Here is an 18,765-nt window from a genome sequence, read left to right on the forward strand (position 1 = left end):
CCGCTATACGCTTCGCGCGTCGCTGCAACAACCTATTCCGCCGGCGCAGCCAGCGGACGCGGCTCGGATCGGCGCCGCAGACGGTCGATCAGGAGATAGATCACGGGCGTGGTGTAGAGGGTCAGGATCTGCGAGACGAACAGGCCGCCGATGATGGTGATGCCGAGCGGGCGGCGCAGCTCCGTGCCGGGGCCGGTCGCGACCACAAGCGGAATGCCGGCGAACAGCGCCGCCATGGTCGTCATCAGGATCGGCCGGAAGCGCGCCTGGCAAGCCTCGAAGATCGCCTCCGCCGAGGACAGCCCGCGCCGGCGCTCGGCGTCGAGCGCGAAGTCAACCATCATGATGCCGTTCTTCTTGACGATGCCGATCAAGAGGATGATGCCGACGAAGGCAATCACCGTCAGAGGCGTGTTGGTCAGCTGCAGGGCGAGCAGCGCACCTAACCCGGCCGAGGGCAGCGTCGAGATGATCGTGAGCGGATGGGCAAGGCTCTCGTAGAGCACCCCTAAAACGATGTACATCGCGATCAGCGCGCCGAGGATCAGAAGCGGCTGGCGGCCGCTGGTCCTGGCGAAATCGCCGGCATTGCCGTCGAAGCTGCCGCGGATGCCCTCGGGCATGTGCAACTCCTCGACCGCACGCTGGATGTTCTGGGTCGCGGCCTGGAGCGGCACGTCCGGCAGCGTGTTGAAGGATACGGTCGTCGAGGGGAATCCTTGCGAGTGAAACACGGCGAGCGAGGCGAGCCCGCGCTGGGCGCGGACCACGGCTGACAACGGCACCTGCACACCGTTGGCGCCCGCCACATAGATGCGCTCGAGATTGGTCGGGTCGACCTGGAATTTCGGATCGGTCTCCAGCACGATCATGTACTGGTTTCGCTGGGTGTAGATGATCGAGATCTGCCGCTGCGCGAACGCGTTGTTCAGCGCATTGTCGATGTCCTGCACGCGCACGCCGAGCCGCGAGGCCTTCTGGCGGTCGATGGCCAGCGTGAGCTGCAATCCGCCGGGATCGCGATCGGCGGACACGTCGGTGATTCCTTCGACCGTCTCCATTCGCTTGGCGACGATCGGCGCCCATTGCTGCAGCAGATCCAGGTCGGTGCTCGACAGCGTATATTGGTAGTTCGAGTCGCTCTGCCGTCCGCCAGCGCGGACGTCCTGCGCCGCGAACATGAAGAGACGGATGCCGGCAACGCGATAAAGATCGCGCCGCAAGCGATCGATCACGATCTCGGTCGAGACATGGTTCCGCTCGGCCGGCGGCTTCAGGCTGATGAACATCGTGCCGCGGTTGGAGGTCGCCGGGCCCGGCCCGCCACCGCCCAGCACCGAGCCGATGCCGGCGACGGCCGGATCGGCCATCACGATGTCGGCGAGCTGCTGCTGGAGGCCCAGCATCGACTGGAACGAAATGTCGGCGGAGGCCCGCGTCGCGCCGATGATGAATCCGGAATCGTCAGTCGGGAAATAGCCCTTGGGCACCTTGACGTAGAGCGTCACGGTCAGCCCGATGGTGGCGAAGAACACGAGCAGCGTCAGCAGCGGGAATTCCAGCACAGTGCGCAAGCTGCGCGCGTAGAAATTGACGATCCGCGACAGCGATCCCTCGATCAGACGGTCGAACAGCGTGGCCGTCCCCGACGTCGTCTGCCGGATATAATGGGCGCAGATCATCGGCGTGGCCGTGAGCGAGACCAGCGTCGAGACCACGATCGCAAAGGTCAGCGTCAGCGAGAATTCGCGCAACAGGCGGCCGACGATGCCGTCCATGAAGATCAGCGGCGTGAACGCCGCGATCAGCGACAGGCTGATCGAGAGCACGGTGAAGCCGATCTGCTTCGCTCCCTCCTGCGCTGCTCGGAAAGGCCGCATGCCGTGCTCGAGATTGCGGAACATGTTCTCGATCATGACGATGGCGTCGTCGACCACGAAGCCGACGGAGATTGCGAGCGCCATCAGCGACAGATTGTCGATCGAGAAACCGGCGAGCCACATCCCTGCGCAGGTGCCGGCGAGCGCCAGCGGCACCGAAATGCCGGCCGCGATCGTCGGCGTGATCCTGCGCAGGAATACGAACACCACCACCATCACCAGGATCGCCGTTGCCAGCAGCGTCCACTGCATGTCCTCGACGCTGGCCCGGATCGTGCCGGTGCGATCGACCAGGGTCGAAATCTCGACCCCTGCCGGAATCCATTGTTTCAGCTCGGGGATCAGCGCCTTGACGCGGTCGACAGTGTCGATCACGTTGGCATCGCCCTGCTTGGTGATCTGCATGATCACCGCCGGCTGCTTGTTGAACCAGGCGATCGAGCGGGCATTGCGGACGGAATCCTCGATCTCGGCGACGTCGGAGAGCCGCACGAAATTGCCGTTCGCGCTCTTGATCACGATGTCGCGGAATTCCTGGGCGGTCCGCATCTGGCGGTTCAGCGCCAGCGTCTCGCTTTGGCGCTCGCCGTTGAAGATACCAACCGGGCCGAGCGGGTTGGCATTGATGATCGCGGTCCGTACGTCGTCGGTGGCGATGCCGGCATTCGACAGCGCGACCGGATTGAGCTGGATGCGCACCGCCGGTTGATCGGCACCGCTGATCGTGACGTTGCCCACGCCCGGCACCTGCGAGATGCGTTGCGCCAGCACGGTGTCGGCGACATCATAGATCGCACTGGTGGTGAGGGTTTTCGACGTCAGCGCCAACACGTAGACGGGGGCGCCCGCGGTGTTGGCCTTGCGGAAGCGCGGCAGCGCCGGCAGATCGCTCGGCAGGTCCACCAGCGAGGCGTTGATGGCGGCCTGCACGTCGCGTGCGGCGCGATCGATGTCGCGGCCGATGTTGAATTGCAGCTGAATATTGCTGATGCCGAGCGAACTGGTCGAGGTGATCTGATTGATGCCGGCAATCTCACCCAGGCGCCGCTCCAGCGGCGCGGCGACCGTTGCCGCCATCACGGAAGGATCGGCGCCAGGGCGGCTCGCGGAGACGAAGATGGCGGGAAAATCGACGTTCGGTACCGAGGACACCGGCAGGAACTCGTAGGCGACGACACCCAGCAGGAACAACCCGATCGAGAGCAGCGTGGTCGCGACCGGGCGGCGGATGAAGGGCTCCGAGATCGATGCCATCACTGCATCCCCTCGGTCGCGCCGGCGACCGGCGGACCGCCGGATTCGGCCGGCGGCAGCGCCTGCTCGAGGCGGCGGTTGATGCGGTCGAGCGCGAGATAGATCACGGGCGTGGTGTAGAGCGTCAGCAGCTGGCTCAGCAGCAGGCCGCCGATGATGGAGATGCCGAGGGGAAAGCGCAGCTCGGCGCCGGTGCCGCTCTCGATCGCCAGCGGCAGCGCGCCGAACAGCGCCGCCAGCGTCGTCATCATGATGGGACGGAAGCGCAACAGACACGCCTGCACGATCGCTCCGTTGGGCGACATCCCCTGCCCGCGCTCGGCCTCCAGCGCGAAGTCGATCATCATGATCGCGTTCTTCTTGACGATGCCCATCAAGAGGATGATGCCGATCAGTCCGATCACCGACAGGTCCTGCCCACACAGCACCAGTGCCAGGATCGCGCCGACGCCGGCCGAGGGCAGCGTCGACAGGATCGTGATCGGGTGGATGTAGCTCTCGTAGAGCACCCCTAACACGATGTAGATCGTGATCACGGCGGCGAGCAGCAGCCATGGCTGGCCGGCCAGCGCCTTGGCGAACTCGGCGGCGTCACCGGCATAGACGCCGACGATGCTGCCCGGCATGCCGATCCGGCTCTCGATCGCTTTCACGGCTTCGACGGCATCGCCGAGGGCCGCGCCCGGTGCGAGGTTGAAGCTGAGCGACACGGAGGGGAACTGCGCCTGGTGCGAGATCGCGAGCGGCGCCGTGGTGCGCTTCAGCGTCGCCACAGCCGAGAGCGGCACCTGGGCGCTCGGCGTGCCGGCGACGCTGCTCGCGGCGCCCGGCAGATAGAGCTTGGAGAGGATCGAGGGATCGCGCTGATACATCGGCAGCGCCTCCAGCACCACGCGGTACTGGTTGGCCTGGCCGTAGATCGTCGAGATCTGCCGCTGCGCGAAGGCATCGTTCAGCGTGTCGGTGATGCCTTGCAGGCTGACGCCGAGCTGACCGGCGCGGGTGCGGTCGACCTCGAGCTGCGCCCGCAGGCCGCCCTCCTGCGCCTCGGAGGAGACGTCGCGGAACAGGGGATCGCGCCGCATCTCGGCGACGAGCTTGCGCGCCCATTCCGACACCAGCGCCGCATCGGTGCCGGTCAGCGTGTACTGGTATTGCGAGCGGCTCGACTGGGTCGAGATCTGCACGTCCTGCACCGGCTGGAAATAGACGGTCATGCCGGGGATGCCGGCGACGCGCTCCTTCAGCCGGCTCACGACTACGCCGACATCGTCGCGCCGCTCGCCGCGCGGCTTGAGCGTCATGACGAGGCGCCCGACATTGGTGGTCGGGTTGACCGAGCCGGCGCCGATCACCGAGACCACGCCTGTTACGTCAGGATCGGCCTTGATGGCGTCGGCGGCCTCGGTCTGCCGCTTCTGCATCTCGGCGAAGGAGACGTCCGGCCCCGCCTCCGTCACCGCCGTGATTGAGGCGGTGTCCTGGAGGGGCAGGAAGCCCTTGGGGGCGACGACATAGAGAACGAGAGTTGCGACCAGCGTGGCGAAGGTCACGACCAGCGTAGCGCGCTGGCGCTCCAGCACCCAGAGCAGCGTGCGATGGTAAAAGTCGACGGTGCGGTCGATGAAGCGGCTGATCGCGGCGAGGCCCGGCACCGCCAGCTCCTCATGGGCGTGCTTCAGCAAGCGCGAGCACATCATCGGCGTCAGCGTCAGCGAGACCACGGCCGAGGTCACGACCGCGATCGTCAGTGTCAGCGCGAACTCGCGGAACATGCGCCCGACGAGGCCGGACATGAACAGCAGCGGGATGAACACCGCGATCAGCGACACCGTCAGCGAGATCACGGTGAAGCCGATCTCGCTGGCGCCTTTCAGCGAGGCTTCCATCGCGCTCTCGCCATTCTCCATGTGGCGGACGATGTTCTCGATCATGACGATGGCATCGTCGACGACGAAGCCGGTGCCGATCGTGAGCGCCATCAGCGACAGATTGTCGAGGCTGAACCCGGCAAAATACATGATGCCGAAGCTCGTGATCAGCGACAGCGGCAGCGCGACGCCGGCAATCAGCGTGGCACGCAGCGAGCGCAGGAACAGCAGCACCACCAGCGTCACCAGCACGACGGCAAGGACCAGCGTGAACTGCACGTCGCGCACCGAGGCGCGGATGGTGACGGTGCGGTCAGACACGATGGTGAGGTTCACACCGGCCGGAATCGCCCGCTGCAGCTTCGGGATCTCTGCGCGGATCTGGCTGACGACGTCGATGACGTTGGCCCCGGGCTGGCGCTGGATGTCGATGATGACGGCCGGCGTGCCTTGGTACCAGCCGCCGGTGCGGTCGTTCTCGAGGCCGTCGACGATCTGAGCGACATCGCCGATGGTGACGGGCGAGCCGTTGCGATAGGCGATAATGACAGACTTGTAGGCGTCAGCGGCGGCGATCTGGTCGTTGGCCGCGATGAGATAGGATTGCTGCGCGCCGTCGAGCGAGCCCTTCGGCCCCGAGACATTGGCATTGGCGATCGCGGTGCGCAGATCCTCCATGGCGATGCCATAGGCTGCGAGGCGTGCCAAATCGGCTTGGATGCGCACGGCCGGTTTCAGTCCACCGAGCACCGAGACGCGCCCGACCCCTGAAATCTGGCTCAAACGTTGCGCCAGAATGGTGTCCGCGATGTCGCTCATCGCGCGCAGCGAGATCGTGTCGGAGCGCAGCGCCAGCGTCATCACCGGCGCATCCGCCGGGTTCACCTTGGCGTAGGTCGGCGGGTAAGGCAGCGTCCTGGGCAGCACGCCGGCCGCCGCGTTGATCGCGGCCTGCACGTCCTGCGTCGCACCGTCGATATCGCGGTTGAGGTCGAACTGGAGCGAGATCTGGCTGACGCCGAACGAACTCGTCGAGTTCATCGCCGACAGCGAGGGGATCTGGCCGAGCTGCCGCTCCAGCGGCGCGGTGATCAGCGAGGCGATCACGTCCGGACTCGCGCCCGGCAGCTGCGTCGTCACCTGCACGGTCGGGAAATCGACCTGCGGCAGCGCCGAGACCGGAAGCGCGAAATATCCGAGCAGCCCGCCGATCAAGAGCGCAATGCCGAGCAGCGAGGTCGCGATCGGCCGCCGGATGAAGGGTTCGGAGACACCCATGGGCTATGCCTGCCGCGTCAAGCGGCTGTTGTCGGGATCATGGCTGCTTGGCTCCACTTCCCGATGCCCCCGGCCCCGGCGCCGGCCCAGTCTGCCCCTTCTGGTCGCCTTCGCTGCTCTTGCGCTTGGCACGGAACTCACCGTCCTTGCCCTGCCCGTCCTTCTGAACTTCTTTGGCACCATCCTTTTTCTGCGCGTCCGGCGCGCGCGAGCGCTTGCGCGGGGCAAGATCGGCCGATGGGGTTTGGTCGTCGCGGCCCACGATCACCTTGGAGCCGTCGGACAAATTGGCAAAGCCCGTGGTGATGACCTTGTCGCTCGGCGAGAGGCCGCTGGCGATCACCGCGTCATGCTCGTTCTGCTGCGTCACCGTCACGGGCTTGGCCGAGACGACGTTGTCCTCGCCGATGACGTAGCTGAAGGTCCCGACCGGGCCGCGCTGCACCGCAGAGGTCGGCACCACCAGCGCCTGCGTCAAGGTCTCGACCTTGAGACGGACATTGACGAACTGGCCCGGCCAGAGCTGGTAATTGGCGTTGGGAAATTCGGCCTTGAGCTTGAGCGTGCCGGTGGTCTGGTCGACCTGGTTGTCGATGCCGGTGAGCTTGCCGGTGTCGATCACCGTAATGCCGTCATTGCCGAACACGTCGACCGCCAGCGTGCCCTTTGCGGCGGCCGCGTTGACGCGCATGATCTGCTGCTGCGGCAGGCTGAACCACACCGCGATCGGCTGCAATTGCGTGATCACCACAAGACCCGTGGTATCGGAGGCGTGGATGATGTTGCCCTGGTCGACCTGGCGCAGGCCGGCGCGGCCCGAGATCGGCGCCACGATCTTGGTGTAGCTGAGAGTTGCCGCGGCATTGTCGATCGCGGCCTGGTCGGCCTTGATCAGCGCCTCGGTCTGCGCCACCAGCGCGCGCTGGGTGTCGGCCTGCTGCTTGGAGCCGGCATTGGTCGCTGCGAGCTGCTCGTAGCGCGCGAGATCGATGCGCTGGTTGGCGAGCTGAGCCTGATCCTGCGCCTTCTTGGCCACCGCCTGGTCGTACTGCGCCTGGTAAATCGCCGGATCGATCTCGCCGAGCACGTCGCCCTTCCTGACGTCCTGGCCCTCCGTGAAGTTGACGGCGATCAGCTTGCCGTCGACCTGCGAGCGGACGGTCACGGTATTGAGCGCGCGAATCGCGCCGACGCCGTCGAGATAAACCGGCACGTCCTGGATGCGTGGGCTCGCCGCCAGCACGGGCACCGGCAGATCCGGCCGCTGGTTGCGGTTGTTGGCCTGCTCCTGATGCGCAACGGTCCAGCCGAGATAACCGAGCCCGCCGAGGATCGCGAGCGTGATCAGGGTCATGACGAAGCCGCGGCCGCGCGATCTTTTCGCCGTCCCCTCCTTCGCGTCTTGCTTCGTCTCCGGCTTAAAGAGCATTGACCGGTTTCTCCATCCTCGGCTCCCAACCGCCGCCGAGCGCCTGGTACAGGCTGACGATGGCGAGGAGCCGTGCGAGTTGGGCCTGCGACAGCGCGTCTTCCGCCTGGAACAGGGTCAGTTGGGTGTTGAGCACGGTCACGATGTCGGCAGTGCCGGCGCGCAATTGCTGTTCGGAGAGATCGAAAGCCCGGCGCGAGGCGGCGACGACGTCGCGCTGCAACTGCAGCTTGATCGTGGTTTGCTTGATCGAGAACAGCGCATTGTCGACATCGGCAAAGGCCTGGATGATGGTCTTGCGGTAGGTCTGGAGCAGCTCGTCCTGCCGGGCCTTCGCGAGTTCGAAATTACCGAGGATCCTGCCGCCGTCGAAGATCGGCTGTGTCGCGCTGCCGACGAGCTGGAAGAAGGCGGCATGCGGCTGGAACAGCGAGACCAGCGCCGAGCTCTGATAGCCGCCATTGCCGGTGAGCTGGATGGTCGGAAAGAACTGCGCGCGGGCGTTGCCGATGTTCGCGGTCGCCGAGGCGAGCTGGGCTTCCTGGCGGCGGATGTCCGGTCGCTGCGTCAGAAGCTCGGACGGCAGGCCGGGCGTCACGCGCGGGATCGCGATCCGATCCAGGGAGCCGCCGAGCACGCGCACGCTCTCCGGCGGGCGTGATACCAGAACAGCCAGCGCGTTGGCGTTCTGGTCGAGTGTCTGGCGCAACGGCGGCACCAAGGCCTTCTGGTTCGCGAGCACGCTCTCCTGCTGGGCAACGTCGAGATCGGTGCCGGTGCCGGCCCTGCGCCGTTCCTTGACCGCATCGAGGATGCGCTGCGCGCTCGCGATATTGCGCTGTGAGGTCCTGATGCGATCCTGCGAGGCCAGCACCTGGAAATAGGCGTTGGCGACGGCGGCGAGCGTAGTCAGCGCGACCGTGTCGCGGTCGAAGCGATTGGCGTTGGCCGTTTCCTCCGCCGTTTGCAGCGCGTCGCGATTCTGGCCCCAGAAGTCGAGCTGGTAGCTCGCGCTCAGCGAGGCCGAATAGTTGACGACCTCGCGTCCGCCGATGGACAGGCCCGAGGCGCTCGAGCCCGAGGTGCGCGAGTAGGTTTCCGATCCGGTCGTCGACACGCTCGGCAGCAGCGCCGCGCCTGCCTGCCGTGCCTGGGCGTCGGCTTGGACGATGCGCGCGACCGCGGCGGCGATGTCGAGGTTGACGGTCTGCGCCTCCTCCATCAGCTGGGTCAGCTCCGCAGAGCGGAAGCCACGCCACCAATCCAGCGATGGCGGCGCATCGCGTTTGCCGGCATATTTGTATTGCGTGGGTACGTCGAGCGCGGGATCGGGGAGATCCTGGGTCAGCACGCAAGCGCCCGAACCGGCGGCGAGGCACAACACCGCAATCCATCGCGCCGCGCGCAGCGTCCGGAATGCAGAACCGAGAGACCGCCGCGAGGCGATCGCTGGAACTTGCTGTGTCACATCCACCCCCCGTCGGGCAGATCGAGCCGCCGCCGTGCAGCCGGATTAGCCGATTCGCGGCGGGACAGTCGGGAGGCTTTGGATAACGCGTTCACAGCTATGATGCTTTCTGCGGAACCTAAGAATCATACTAGCCGGGCGCGGAACGGCGGGACAGTGCCGCAGTTGCGAGATGCCCGTGCCAACGAGGCGGGAGCGAACTGACAAAAATGTAAAAAATGCCTGTCTCGCAGGGACTTCTCTCACTACGCAACATCTGGAAACGTGAGCAAGCTTACTAAGATTTCATGTGATATTGCTGCCACACCGGCCGCTGGCCCCTTCGATCCAACCGCGCCAGGCGGCTTCAGCTCAGTTGCGCCATCTGGGCCGCCCCGGAAGACCGTCAATTTGCCGAAAACGAAGCCGTCCATCCTGCCGATAGACTTTTCGACCTCCCAAACGCTGTGGCAAGAAATGGTCGCAAGACCGCTCATCACCAGCGTTATCGTGTCGGGTCCTAACGGAGTTCGACCATTTCGTCCTACGATATCCCGCCTCGCGCCGAGCGCATCATCGCCGGTCCCGCCTCTCAACCATATCGCTGTTTGGACGGGCGTTTCGGTAGGGTTCGCCGCAACGCAAAAGCCTTTCCCTTTGGCCTCCCAAGCACTAGGTTCTGGCCAAACCTGATCAAAACCCCCTGGCAGTGATTTCCCCCGACATGACCATTCGCAACGACGTTGTCGAAGCCATCGGCAACACCCCGCTGATCAAGCTGAAGCGCGCCTCGGAACTGACCGGATGCACCATTCTCGGCAAGGCCGAGTTCATGAATCCGGGCCAGTCGGTCAAGGACCGCGCCGGCAAATGGATGATCCTGGAGGCGGAGAAGCGTGGCGAGCTCAAGCCCGGCGGTCTCGTGGTGGAAGCCACCGCCGGCAATACCGGCATCGGGCTTGCGGTCGTGGCGAGCGCGCGCGGCTACCGCACCTTGATCGTGATCCCGGAGACGCAGAGCCAGGAGAAGAAGGATTTCCTGAAGCTGTGTGGTGCCGAGCTGATCGAGGTGCCGGCCCTGCCCTATGCCAACCCCAACAACTACCAGCATGTCGGCCGCAGGCTCGCCGACGAGCTGCGCAAGACCGAGCCGAATGGCGTGCTGTTCGCCGATCAGTGGAATAACCTCGACAACGCGAAGGCCCACTACGAATCGACGGGGCCCGAGATCTGGGAGCAGACCAGCGGCAAGGTCGACGGCTTCGTCTGCTCGGTCGGCAGCGGCGGCACGCTGGCCGGCGTCAGCCGCTATCTCAAGGAAAAGAGCAAGAACGTCTGCATCGCCTGCGCCGATCCGCATGGCGCCGGCATGTACGAATATTTCAGGACCGGCGATCCCAAGGCGACGCCCGGCGGCTCGATCACCGAGGGCATCGGCCTCAACCGCGCGACTGCGATCGTCGAGACCGCCAAGGTCGATGACGCCTATCTGATTCCCGATGCCGAAGCCGTCACGGCGATCTATGATCTGCTCCAGCACGAAGGCCTGTGCCTCGGCGGCTCGACGGGCATCAATGTCGTCGGCGCGATGCGACTTGCAAGGCAGCTCGGGCCCGGCAAAACCATCGTCACCGTGCTGTGCGATTCCGGCAGCCGCTATCTCTCGAAGCTGTTCAATGCGGACTTCATGCGCGCCAAGAACCTGCCGGTGCCGGAGTGGCTGGAGAAGCGCAGCAACATCAAGCCGCCGTTCGTGTGATCGTCGCGGGAAGGCTCACGTCCGGGACGCTTGCCCACGAGGCGCCCGCGTTTCGACCCGATTATGCGACTTCGCCGCGCTCCGAGTCCGCGGCACAATAGTCGCGCCAGAACTGGCGATATGCCGCCTCGACCTTCCGCGTGTAGATTTCGACATTCCCGGCGGGCGAAGCCGCGATCCGGGCCGGCAATTCCGCACGCAGCTTCGCCAGATGAGCTGGCTGCGCCGCATATGTGCGCGCGATCGCGGCATATCCCTCGTCATCCTCAGCGACCCAATCGTTGAGGCCAACGGCAGCCACGATCGAGCCGCCGGCGCGCGACGAGGCGCCGTTGCCGAGCTTGGCCACGACCGGAACGCCGGCATAGAGCGATTCCCAGGTGCTGATGCCGCCATTTTGCGGAAACGTATCGAGCGAAATGTCGACATTCGCAAAGGCCCGCAGATGCTCGGCGCGCGGGGACGAGCCCATGCAGATCACGTTCTCCTCGGCAATGCCCTGCGCCACGAATCGCCCGACCAGGCTGTCGCGCAACAAGGGATCGTCCAGCAGGGTATGTTTGATGATGATCTTCGATCCGCTCACCGCGCGCATCACATTCGCCCACACCCGGATGGCCTCGTCCGAGATCTTGTAGATGCGGTTGAATACGCCGAAGGTCACATAGCCGTTGCGGAGCATGGGAAGCTCCGAAGGCGGCACATCCCCGATGGGATCGATCGTGATCAGGCACGGCAAATCATAGACCTTTTCGGCCAGCAGATGCCGCGCCGATTGCGGAATGAAGATAGGATCCGCGAGCACGTGGTCCATGGTCTGAAGACCTGTCCCGGTGGCATGACCAAAACCCGTGACCTGGATCGGCGCCGGCTTCCGTGCGAAGACAGGAAGCCTGTTACCCGATGAATGCCCTGACACGTCGATCAGGATATCGATCTTGTCCGCCTGGATGCGGTCGGCCAGTTCGTCGTCCGAAAGCTGCCAGGCATCGACCCAGATGTCCGCAAACGAGTTGAATTCGGCAGTCATCTCGTCGCGTCGCGGCGAGCATGAATAGCAGACGATCTCGAAGTTCGTGTGATCATGATGGCGCAGCACCGGTAGAAGGGCGAACGCCGCCGAGTGATACCAGAACTCGGCAGCGACATATCCGATCACGATCCGCCTTTCCGGATCGAGCTGGCGCGGCGCCAACGTCCTTCGCGGCAACTTGGCTCCGATCGCGTCCCACCAATGTTTGCGCGCGGCCTGCTGGACCGCGAAATCGGCGTCGGAGAGAAAGTCCAGAAAGAAAATCTTGCGGGCGATCAGGTCCGCATTATCAGGCGCCATCGCCAGGGCGGTGTCGAGATGTGCGATGGTGGATGCGATCTCGCCCTGATTGGCGAAACAGGCGCTCAGCAGCGTCATCGCAATCGCGGAGCGCGGATTTTCCGCGAGCAGTATCTTGACGGCCGCAAGCGCCTCGGCCGTGTTCCCCAGCTGGATGCTGACTTGCGCCTTTCCCTGCAAGGCGACCTCCAGCTTGGGCGAAAGCGCGAGCGCTGCATCGAAATCCGCAGACGCCCGCTCCAACCGCGATAGCTCGAAATTGAGCCGTCCGCGGTGGGCCAGGGCCTTGGCCGAATGAGGCCTCATCGCGAGCGCCGCTGCGAGCGCGGCCTCCGCTTCATCGTAGTGCTTGAGCTCGATATCGACCACGCCCTTGCCGATGAGCGCTTCCGCTTGACGCGGCTGAAACACCAGGGCGCGCTCGAAGCTCTGTTTGGCGCGGTCAAATTGGCGCAGCGCCAGCTCTGCCAGGCCGCGATTGCAGAGTGCATCGGCATGGTCCGGCTTCAGCTTGATGGCGCGATCGTACAGTTCGATCGCCTGCTCCGCGAGATTGAGGTGGAGCAGCGTATTGCCGAGATTGGTCAGCCCCTGCGGAAAGTTCGGCTTCAGCGCGATCGCCCTCTCCTGGCACCGGCGCGCATCCTCGAACTTCCTGAGATCAAAATGCACGGTCCCGAGATGGCTATGGGCTTCGTGCGAACGAGGATCGAGCGCAATCGCGCGCTCGAGCAGCCGCTGCGCCTCCTCGAGGCGCCGGCCGTTCTGCGCACACAGGCCGAGCAAGTGCGTGGCGTCGAAATGATCGGGAACAGCTTGCAGGATCTGACGGCAGAGCGCCTCGGTTTCCGCATAACGGCCCTGGCCATAGGCGCTCGCCGCGGCAGCGATGACGGCGTCCGCCTGCTTCTTCAATTTCTTCTGCAATCGCGCGTTCTGAAATGCGCGCGCGCCGGCGCCGCTGCTCTGCAAGGTTGCTCTCCGGAAGATCGCCCGGACCGAGTCTAGCTGATTCGCAGGCCCGACCCGCCGGTCACTGGACCAGCATCGCCCCCCGCGATTTTCCGGTCCTCAGCGTCTACACGACGTCGCCGCGTTCCGAGGCCGCGGCACAATAGTCGCGCCAGAATTGGCGATATCCTGCCTCGACCTTCTGCGTATAGATCTCGATATTGCCGGCGGGCGAAGCTGCGATCTGGGCCGGCAATTCCGCCCGCAGCTTTGCCAGATAGGCCGGCTGCGCCGCATATTTGCACGCGATCGCGGCATACCCTTCATCGTCGTCGGCGACCCAATCGCTGAGGCCGACGGCAGCCACGATCGAGCCGCCGGCACGCGAGGAGGCGCCGTTGCCGAGCTTGGCGACGACCGGAACGCCCGCATAAAGCGATTCCCAGGTGCTGATGCCGCCATTTTGCGGGAATGTGTCGAGCGAAATGTCGACATTCGCGAAGGCCAGCAGATGCTCGTGGCGCGAGGTCGAGCCCATGCAGGTGATATTCTCTGCGGCGATGCCCTGCGCCACGAACCGCGCGACCAGACTGTCGCGCAGCAAGGGATCGTCGAGCAGTCCGTGCTTGATGATGATCTTCGATCCGCTCACCTCGCGCATCACCTTTGCCCACACCCGGATGGCTTCGTCCGATATCTTGTAGATGCGGTTGAACACGCCGAAGGTCACGTAGCCGTTGCGGAGCATGGGCAGCTCCGACCGCGGCACGTCCAGCACGGGTTCTATGGTGATCAGACATGGCAGATCGTGAACCTTCTCGACCAGCAGATGTCGGGCCGATTGCGGAATGAAGACCGAATCCGCGAGCACGTAATCCATGGTCTGAAGGCCGGTCCCGGTGGCGTGCCCGAAACCCGTGACCTGGATCGGCGCGGGCTTGCGAGCAAAAACATGAAGTCTGTTGCCGGTCGTATGCCCCGATACGTCGATCAGGATATCGACCTTATCCGCCTGGATACGGTCAGCCAGCTCGTCGTCCGAAAGCTGCCCGGCGTCGACCCAGACGTCCGCCAGAGGCTTGAATCGTTCGGTCATCTCATCCGGCAACGGCCAGCAGGAATAGCAGATGATCTCGAACCTTGTGTGATCATGATGGCGCAGCACCGGCAACAGAGTGAGCGCGGCCGAATGGTTTCTGAATTCGGATGCAACGTATCCGATCACGATGCGCTTGTCCGGATCGAGCTGGCGTGGCGCCAACGTCCTTCGCGGCAATTTGGCGCCGACCGCATCCCACCAGGATTTTCGGGCCTCCTGCTGAACCGCAAAGCCGGCTTCGGAGAGATAATCCAGCAAGAAGATCTTGCGCGCGATCGCGTCCGAATAACCCGGGCTGAGCTCGAGCGCGGCATCGAGATGCTGAAGTGCCGTCGCAATGTCACCCTGGCTCGCATAGCACGACGCCAGCAGCGCCATTCCGATCTCGGATCGCGGATTTTCCTCCAGCAATGTCTTGACGGCCGCGATCGCCTGCGCCGTGTTTCCCAGCAGGATATTGACCTGCGCTTTCCCGCGTAGAGCCAGCTCGAGCGTAGGCGATTGCGCCAGCGCCGCCTCGAAATCGGCGGCCGCCTGCTCCAGGCGCGACAGGTCGAAATTGAGCCGTCCGCGCTGTGCCAGCATCCGCGCCGAATTGGGCTTGATCGCGAGCCCGGCTGCGAGCGCGGATTCCGCCTCATCGTAGTGCCGACGCTCGATGCTCACCATGCCCTTGCCGGCGATCGCTTCCGCGTGACGCGGCTGAAACAACAGGGCGCGATCGAAACTTTCGCTGGCACGCTCGAACTGACCCATCATCAGTTCGGCCATGCCGCGATTGCAGAAGGCATCGGCATAGTCCGGCTTCAGGCGGATGGCGCGATCGTGCAATTCGATTGCCTGCCCGGGGAGATTCATGTGCAGCAACGTATTGCCGAGATTGGTAAGAGCCAGCGGAAAGTTCGGCTTCAGCGCGATCGCCTTCTCCTGGCATCGGCGCGCATCCTCGAATTTCTTCAGGTCGAAGTAGACGGTCGCGAGGTTGCTGAAGGCCTCGTGCGAACGCGGATCGAGCACAATCGTGCGCTCGAGCAGCCGTTGCGCCTCCTCCAGGCGCCCGCCGTCATGCGCGCACAGACCGAGCAAATGCGTGGCATCGAAATGGTCCGGCAGCGCTTTCAGGATCTCGCGGCAAAGCGCCTCGGTCTCCGTGTATCGACGCTGGCCATAGGCGCTCGCCGCGGCGGAGATGACGGCGTCCGCCTGCTTCATCAGTTTCTTCTGCAATCGCGCGTTCTGGAATGCGCGCGCGCCGGCGCCGCTGCTCTGCAAGATGTCTCTCCGGAAGGTACCCGCATGGAGAGTCTAGCTGATTCGTCCTCTAGGCCGCCCGGTCGGCTGGACCGCGGGCGCCCGGGATTTCCCGGTGCTCGGGGCAAAATCCGGCTCAGGCTTACGCTATGTCTCCGGTTTCTGATGCCGCGACACAATAGTCGCGCCAGAACCGGCGATATCCCGCCTCGACGTTCCGCGTGTAGATTTCGACATTGCCGGCGGGCGAAGCTGCGATCCGGGCCGGCAATTCTGCGCGGAGCTTCGCCAGATGGGCAGGCTGCGCCGCATATTTGCACGCGATCGCAGCATAACCTTCATCGTCCTCTGCGACCCAGTCGCCGAGTCCGACGGCCGCGACGATCGACCCGCCGGCGCGCGAAGAAGCGCCGTTGCCGAGCTTGGCGACGACCGGAACGCCCGCATAAAGGGATTCCCAGGTGCTGATGCCGCCATTTTGCGGGAACGTGTCGAGCGAAATGTCGACGCTCGCGAAGGCCCGCAGATGCTCGGAGCGCGGGGACGAGCCCATGCAGACGACGTTTTCTTCGGCGATACCCTGTTCCACGAACCGCGCGACCAGACGGTCGCGCAGCAAGGGATCGTCGAACAGCCCGCTCTTGATGATGATCTTCGATCCGCTCACCGCGCGCATCACCTTCGACCACACCCTGATGGCCTCGTCCGATATCTTGAAGATGCGGTTGAACACGCCGAAAGTCACATAGCCATTGCGGAGCATGGGAAGCTCCGAAGGCGGCGCGTTCAGGATGGGATCGATCGTGATCAGACAGGGCAAATCATAGACCTTTTCGGCCAGCAGATGCCGCGCCGATTGCGGAATGAAGATCGGGTCGGCGAGCACATGATCCATCGTCTGAAGGCCCGTCCCCGTGGCGTGCCCGAAACCCGTGACCTGGATGGGGGCCGGCTTGCGGGCGAAGACCTGAAGCCTGCTGCCAGTGGTATGTCCGGACACATCGATCAGAATATCGATCCCATCGGCCTGAATACGATCGGCCAGCTCGTCGTCCGAAAGCTGCTCGGCATCGACCCAGACGTCCGCAAGCGGCTTGAATCTCTCCGTCATCTCATCCTGCAACGGCCAGCAGGAATAGCAGATGATCTTGAACTTGGCGTGATCATGATGGCGCAGCACCGGCAGCAGAGAATACGCGGCCGAGTGGTTCCTGAATTCGGACGCGACGTATCCGATCGCGATCCGCCTGTCCGGATCGAGCTGGCGCGGCAACAGCGTCCTTTGCGGGAGCTTGGCGCCGATCGCATCCCACCAATATCTTCGTGCCGCCTGCTGGACCGCGAAATCGGCCTCCGGCAGATAATCCAGCACGAAGATCCTGTATCCGATAGCCTCCGGAAAGTCTGGCGCGATCTCCAGGGCCGCGTCGAGATGCTGGAGCGCCATCGCGATGTCTCCCTGGTTCACATAGCAAGCCGCCAGAAGCGCCAATCCCATCTCGGATCGCGGATTGACATCGAGCAGCGTCTTGACGCCCGCAATCGCCCGCGCCGTGTTCCCCACGAGAATGTCGATCTGCGCCCTCCAGCACAGCGCGAGCTCGTGCCGCGGCGATTGCGCCAGCGCCGCATCGAGGTCCGCGGCCGCCTGCTCCAGCCGGGACAGACTCAGATTGAGCCGCCCGCGCTGCAGCAGAACCCTAGGTGAACCTGGCTTGATCGCGAGCGCTGCGTCGAGTGCGGCAGCCGCCTCCTCGAAGTGTCGTAGCTCGAGGCTCACCATGCCCTTGCCGGCGATCGCTTCCGCGTGACGTGGTTGAAGTGACAGGGCACGATCGAAGCTCTCTTTGGCGCGCTCGAGCCGGCCTGTCATCAATTCTGCCATGCCGCGGTTGCAAAACGCATCGGCATAGTCCGGCTTCAGCCTGATCGCGCGTTCGTGCAGCCCGATCGCCTCTTTGCCGAGGCAGATGTGCAGCAGCGTATTGCCGAGATTGGTCAGGGTGATCGGACAATTCGGCTTCAGCGCAATGGCCTTCTCCTGGCATGAGCGTGCATCGTTGAACTTCTCGAGCGCGAAATATACAGCCCCGAGATTGCCATGCGCGTCGGGCGAACGTGGATCGAGCGCGGTCTCACGCTCGAGCAGGAATTCCGCCTCATCGAGCCGCCCGCCGTCAAACGCGCGCAGGCCGAGCAGGTGCGTGGCGTGGAAATGATCGGGGACTTCCTTCAAGATCTCGCGGCAGAGCACCTCGGCCTCGGCAAGTCTGCCCTGTCCGAGCGCCTCGGCCATGACGGCGTCCGCCTGCTTCTTCAGCTTCTTTTCCAGTCGCGCATTCTGGTATGCGCGCGCGCCGGCACTGCTCTGCAAGGTCTCTCTCCGGAGGATGGTCCGAAAAGAGACGAGCTGATTCGGATGGTGCCAAGCTTGCGGTCAGTCAGACCACGAGGCCGTGGGGCGCAGAGGCTCAGCGCAGAATCTGGCTCAGGAACAGCTTCGTGCGGGCGTGCTGCGGGGCGGCGAAGAACTCCTTCGGCGTGTTGGCCTCGATGATCTGGCCGGCGTCCATGAACACGACGCGGTTGGCGACCTCGCGGGCAAAGCCCATCTCGTGGGTGACGACCAGCATGGTCATGCCCTCCTCGGCGAGGTCGACCATGGTGTCGAGCACCTCCTTGACCATCTCGGGGTCGAGCGCCGAGGTCGGCTCGTCGAACAGCATCACCTTCGGGTTCATGGTCAAGGCCCGGGCAATCGCGACGCGTTGCTGCTGGCCGCCGGACATCTGCCCCGGAAACTTGTTGGCCTGGTGCGGGATCTTGACCCGTTCCAGGAACTTCATCGCGGTTGCCTCGGCATCCCTCTTGGGGATGTTTCGGACCCAGATCGGCGCCAGCGTGCAATTGTCGAGCACGGTCAGATGCGGGAACAGATTGAAGCTCTGGAACACCATGCCGACCTCGCGACGCACGGCATCGACATGCTTGAGGTTGGGACCGAGCTCGATGCCGTCGACGACGATCTCGCCCTCCTGGAATTCCTCCAGCGCATTGATGCAGCGGATCAGCGTGGACTTGCCGGAGCCCGAGGGCCCGCAGATCACGATGCGCTCGCCCTTCCGGACCTCGAGGTCGATGTCGCGCAGGACGTGGAATTCGCCATACCATTTATTCAGGCCGGAAATCTTGACGATGGGGTCGGACATGGTG

General features: G+C 64.3%; 9 protein-coding genes. 1 reads left to right on the plus strand and 8 read right to left on the minus strand.

The features are described 5' to 3' along the window. Positions 1-32 precede the first annotated feature (32 nt). The 4 genes from BRAD3257_RS20415 to BRAD3257_RS20430 are packed head-to-tail and all read right to left on the minus strand — an operon-like array spanning position 33 to position 9,186. The gene (locus tag BRAD3257_RS20415; protein ID WP_122403295.1) at positions 33-3,134 is read right to left on the minus strand and encodes an efflux RND transporter permease subunit; all 3,102 of its coding nucleotides are present in this window, start codon (positions 3,132-3,134) and stop codon (positions 33-35) included. Then, positions 3,134-6,283: an efflux RND transporter permease subunit gene (locus BRAD3257_RS20420; RefSeq protein WP_122403296.1), complete on the minus strand. Its 3,150-nt coding sequence runs from the start codon at positions 6,281-6,283 to the stop codon at positions 3,134-3,136. Before BRAD3257_RS20420 ends, BRAD3257_RS20415 begins: the two co-directional genes overlap by 1 nt. 37 nt (positions 6,284-6,320) lie before the next feature. Beyond that, complete coding sequence (locus BRAD3257_RS20425; protein ID WP_122403297.1) at positions 6,321-7,712, minus strand: efflux RND transporter periplasmic adaptor subunit; 1,392 nt, start codon at positions 7,710-7,712, stop codon at positions 6,321-6,323. Beyond that, positions 7,702-9,186 carry an efflux transporter outer membrane subunit gene (locus BRAD3257_RS20430; protein ID WP_122403298.1) on the minus strand — a complete coding sequence of 495 codons (1,485 nt, stop codon included), beginning with the start codon at positions 9,184-9,186 and terminating at the stop codon, positions 7,702-7,704. Before BRAD3257_RS20430 ends, BRAD3257_RS20425 begins: the two co-directional genes overlap by 11 nt. A 697-nt stretch (positions 9,187-9,883) precedes the next feature. Here BRAD3257_RS20430 and BRAD3257_RS20435 point away from each other — a divergent pair. After that, positions 9,884-10,918: a cysteine synthase A gene (locus BRAD3257_RS20435; protein ID WP_122403299.1), complete on the plus strand. Its 1,035-nt coding sequence runs from the start codon at positions 9,884-9,886 to the stop codon at positions 10,916-10,918. Positions 10,919-10,979: 61 nt separating this feature from the next. Here BRAD3257_RS20435 and BRAD3257_RS20440 read toward each other — a convergent pair whose 3' ends face one another. From BRAD3257_RS20440 to BRAD3257_RS20455, 4 genes are all read right to left on the minus strand, one after another. Next, positions 10,980-13,223, minus strand: a complete 2,244-nt coding sequence (locus tag BRAD3257_RS20440) for an O-linked N-acetylglucosamine transferase, SPINDLY family protein (RefSeq protein ID WP_162500283.1) — start codon at positions 13,221-13,223, stop codon at positions 10,980-10,982. Positions 13,224-13,329: 106 nt separating this feature from the next. Then, positions 13,330-15,573: an O-linked N-acetylglucosamine transferase, SPINDLY family protein gene (locus tag BRAD3257_RS20445; RefSeq protein ID WP_244607653.1), complete on the minus strand. Its 2,244-nt coding sequence runs from the start codon at positions 15,571-15,573 to the stop codon at positions 13,330-13,332. A gap of 121 nt (positions 15,574-15,694) precedes the next feature. Further along, the gene (locus tag BRAD3257_RS20450) at positions 15,695-17,926 is read right to left on the minus strand and encodes an O-linked N-acetylglucosamine transferase, SPINDLY family protein (protein WP_162500284.1); all 2,232 of its coding nucleotides are present in this window, start codon (positions 17,924-17,926) and stop codon (positions 15,695-15,697) included. Between the two features lie 97 nt (positions 17,927-18,023). After that, complete coding sequence (locus BRAD3257_RS20455; protein ID WP_027574517.1) at positions 18,024-18,761, minus strand: amino acid ABC transporter ATP-binding protein; 738 nt, start codon at positions 18,759-18,761, stop codon at positions 18,024-18,026. Positions 18,762-18,765 lie beyond the last annotated feature (4 nt).

Origin of the sequence: Bradyrhizobium vignae (assembly GCF_900324035.1) — a bacterium.
GTDB lineage: Bacteria > Pseudomonadota > Alphaproteobacteria > Rhizobiales > Xanthobacteraceae > Bradyrhizobium > Bradyrhizobium vignae.

What these genes read in the sequence shown, in the direction of transcription:
- BRAD3257_RS20415 (WP_122403295.1), bottom strand. Translation starts at nt 3,134, where the DNA reads ATGGCATCGATCTCGGAGCCCTTCATCCGCCGCCCGGTCGCGACCACG.
- BRAD3257_RS20420 (WP_122403296.1), bottom strand. Translation starts at nt 6,283, where the DNA reads ATGGGTGTCTCCGAACCCTTCATCCGGCGGCCGATCGCGACCTCGCTG.
- BRAD3257_RS20425 (WP_122403297.1), bottom strand. Translation starts at nt 7,712, where the DNA reads ATGCTCTTTAAGCCGGAGACGAAGCAAGACGCGAAGGAGGGGACGGCG.
- BRAD3257_RS20435 (WP_122403299.1), top strand. Translation starts at nt 9,884, where the DNA reads ATGACCATTCGCAACGACGTTGTCGAAGCCATCGGCAACACCCCGCTG.
- BRAD3257_RS20455 (WP_027574517.1), bottom strand. Translation starts at nt 18,761, where the DNA reads ATGTCCGACCCCATCGTCAAGATTTCCGGCCTGAATAAATGGTATGGC.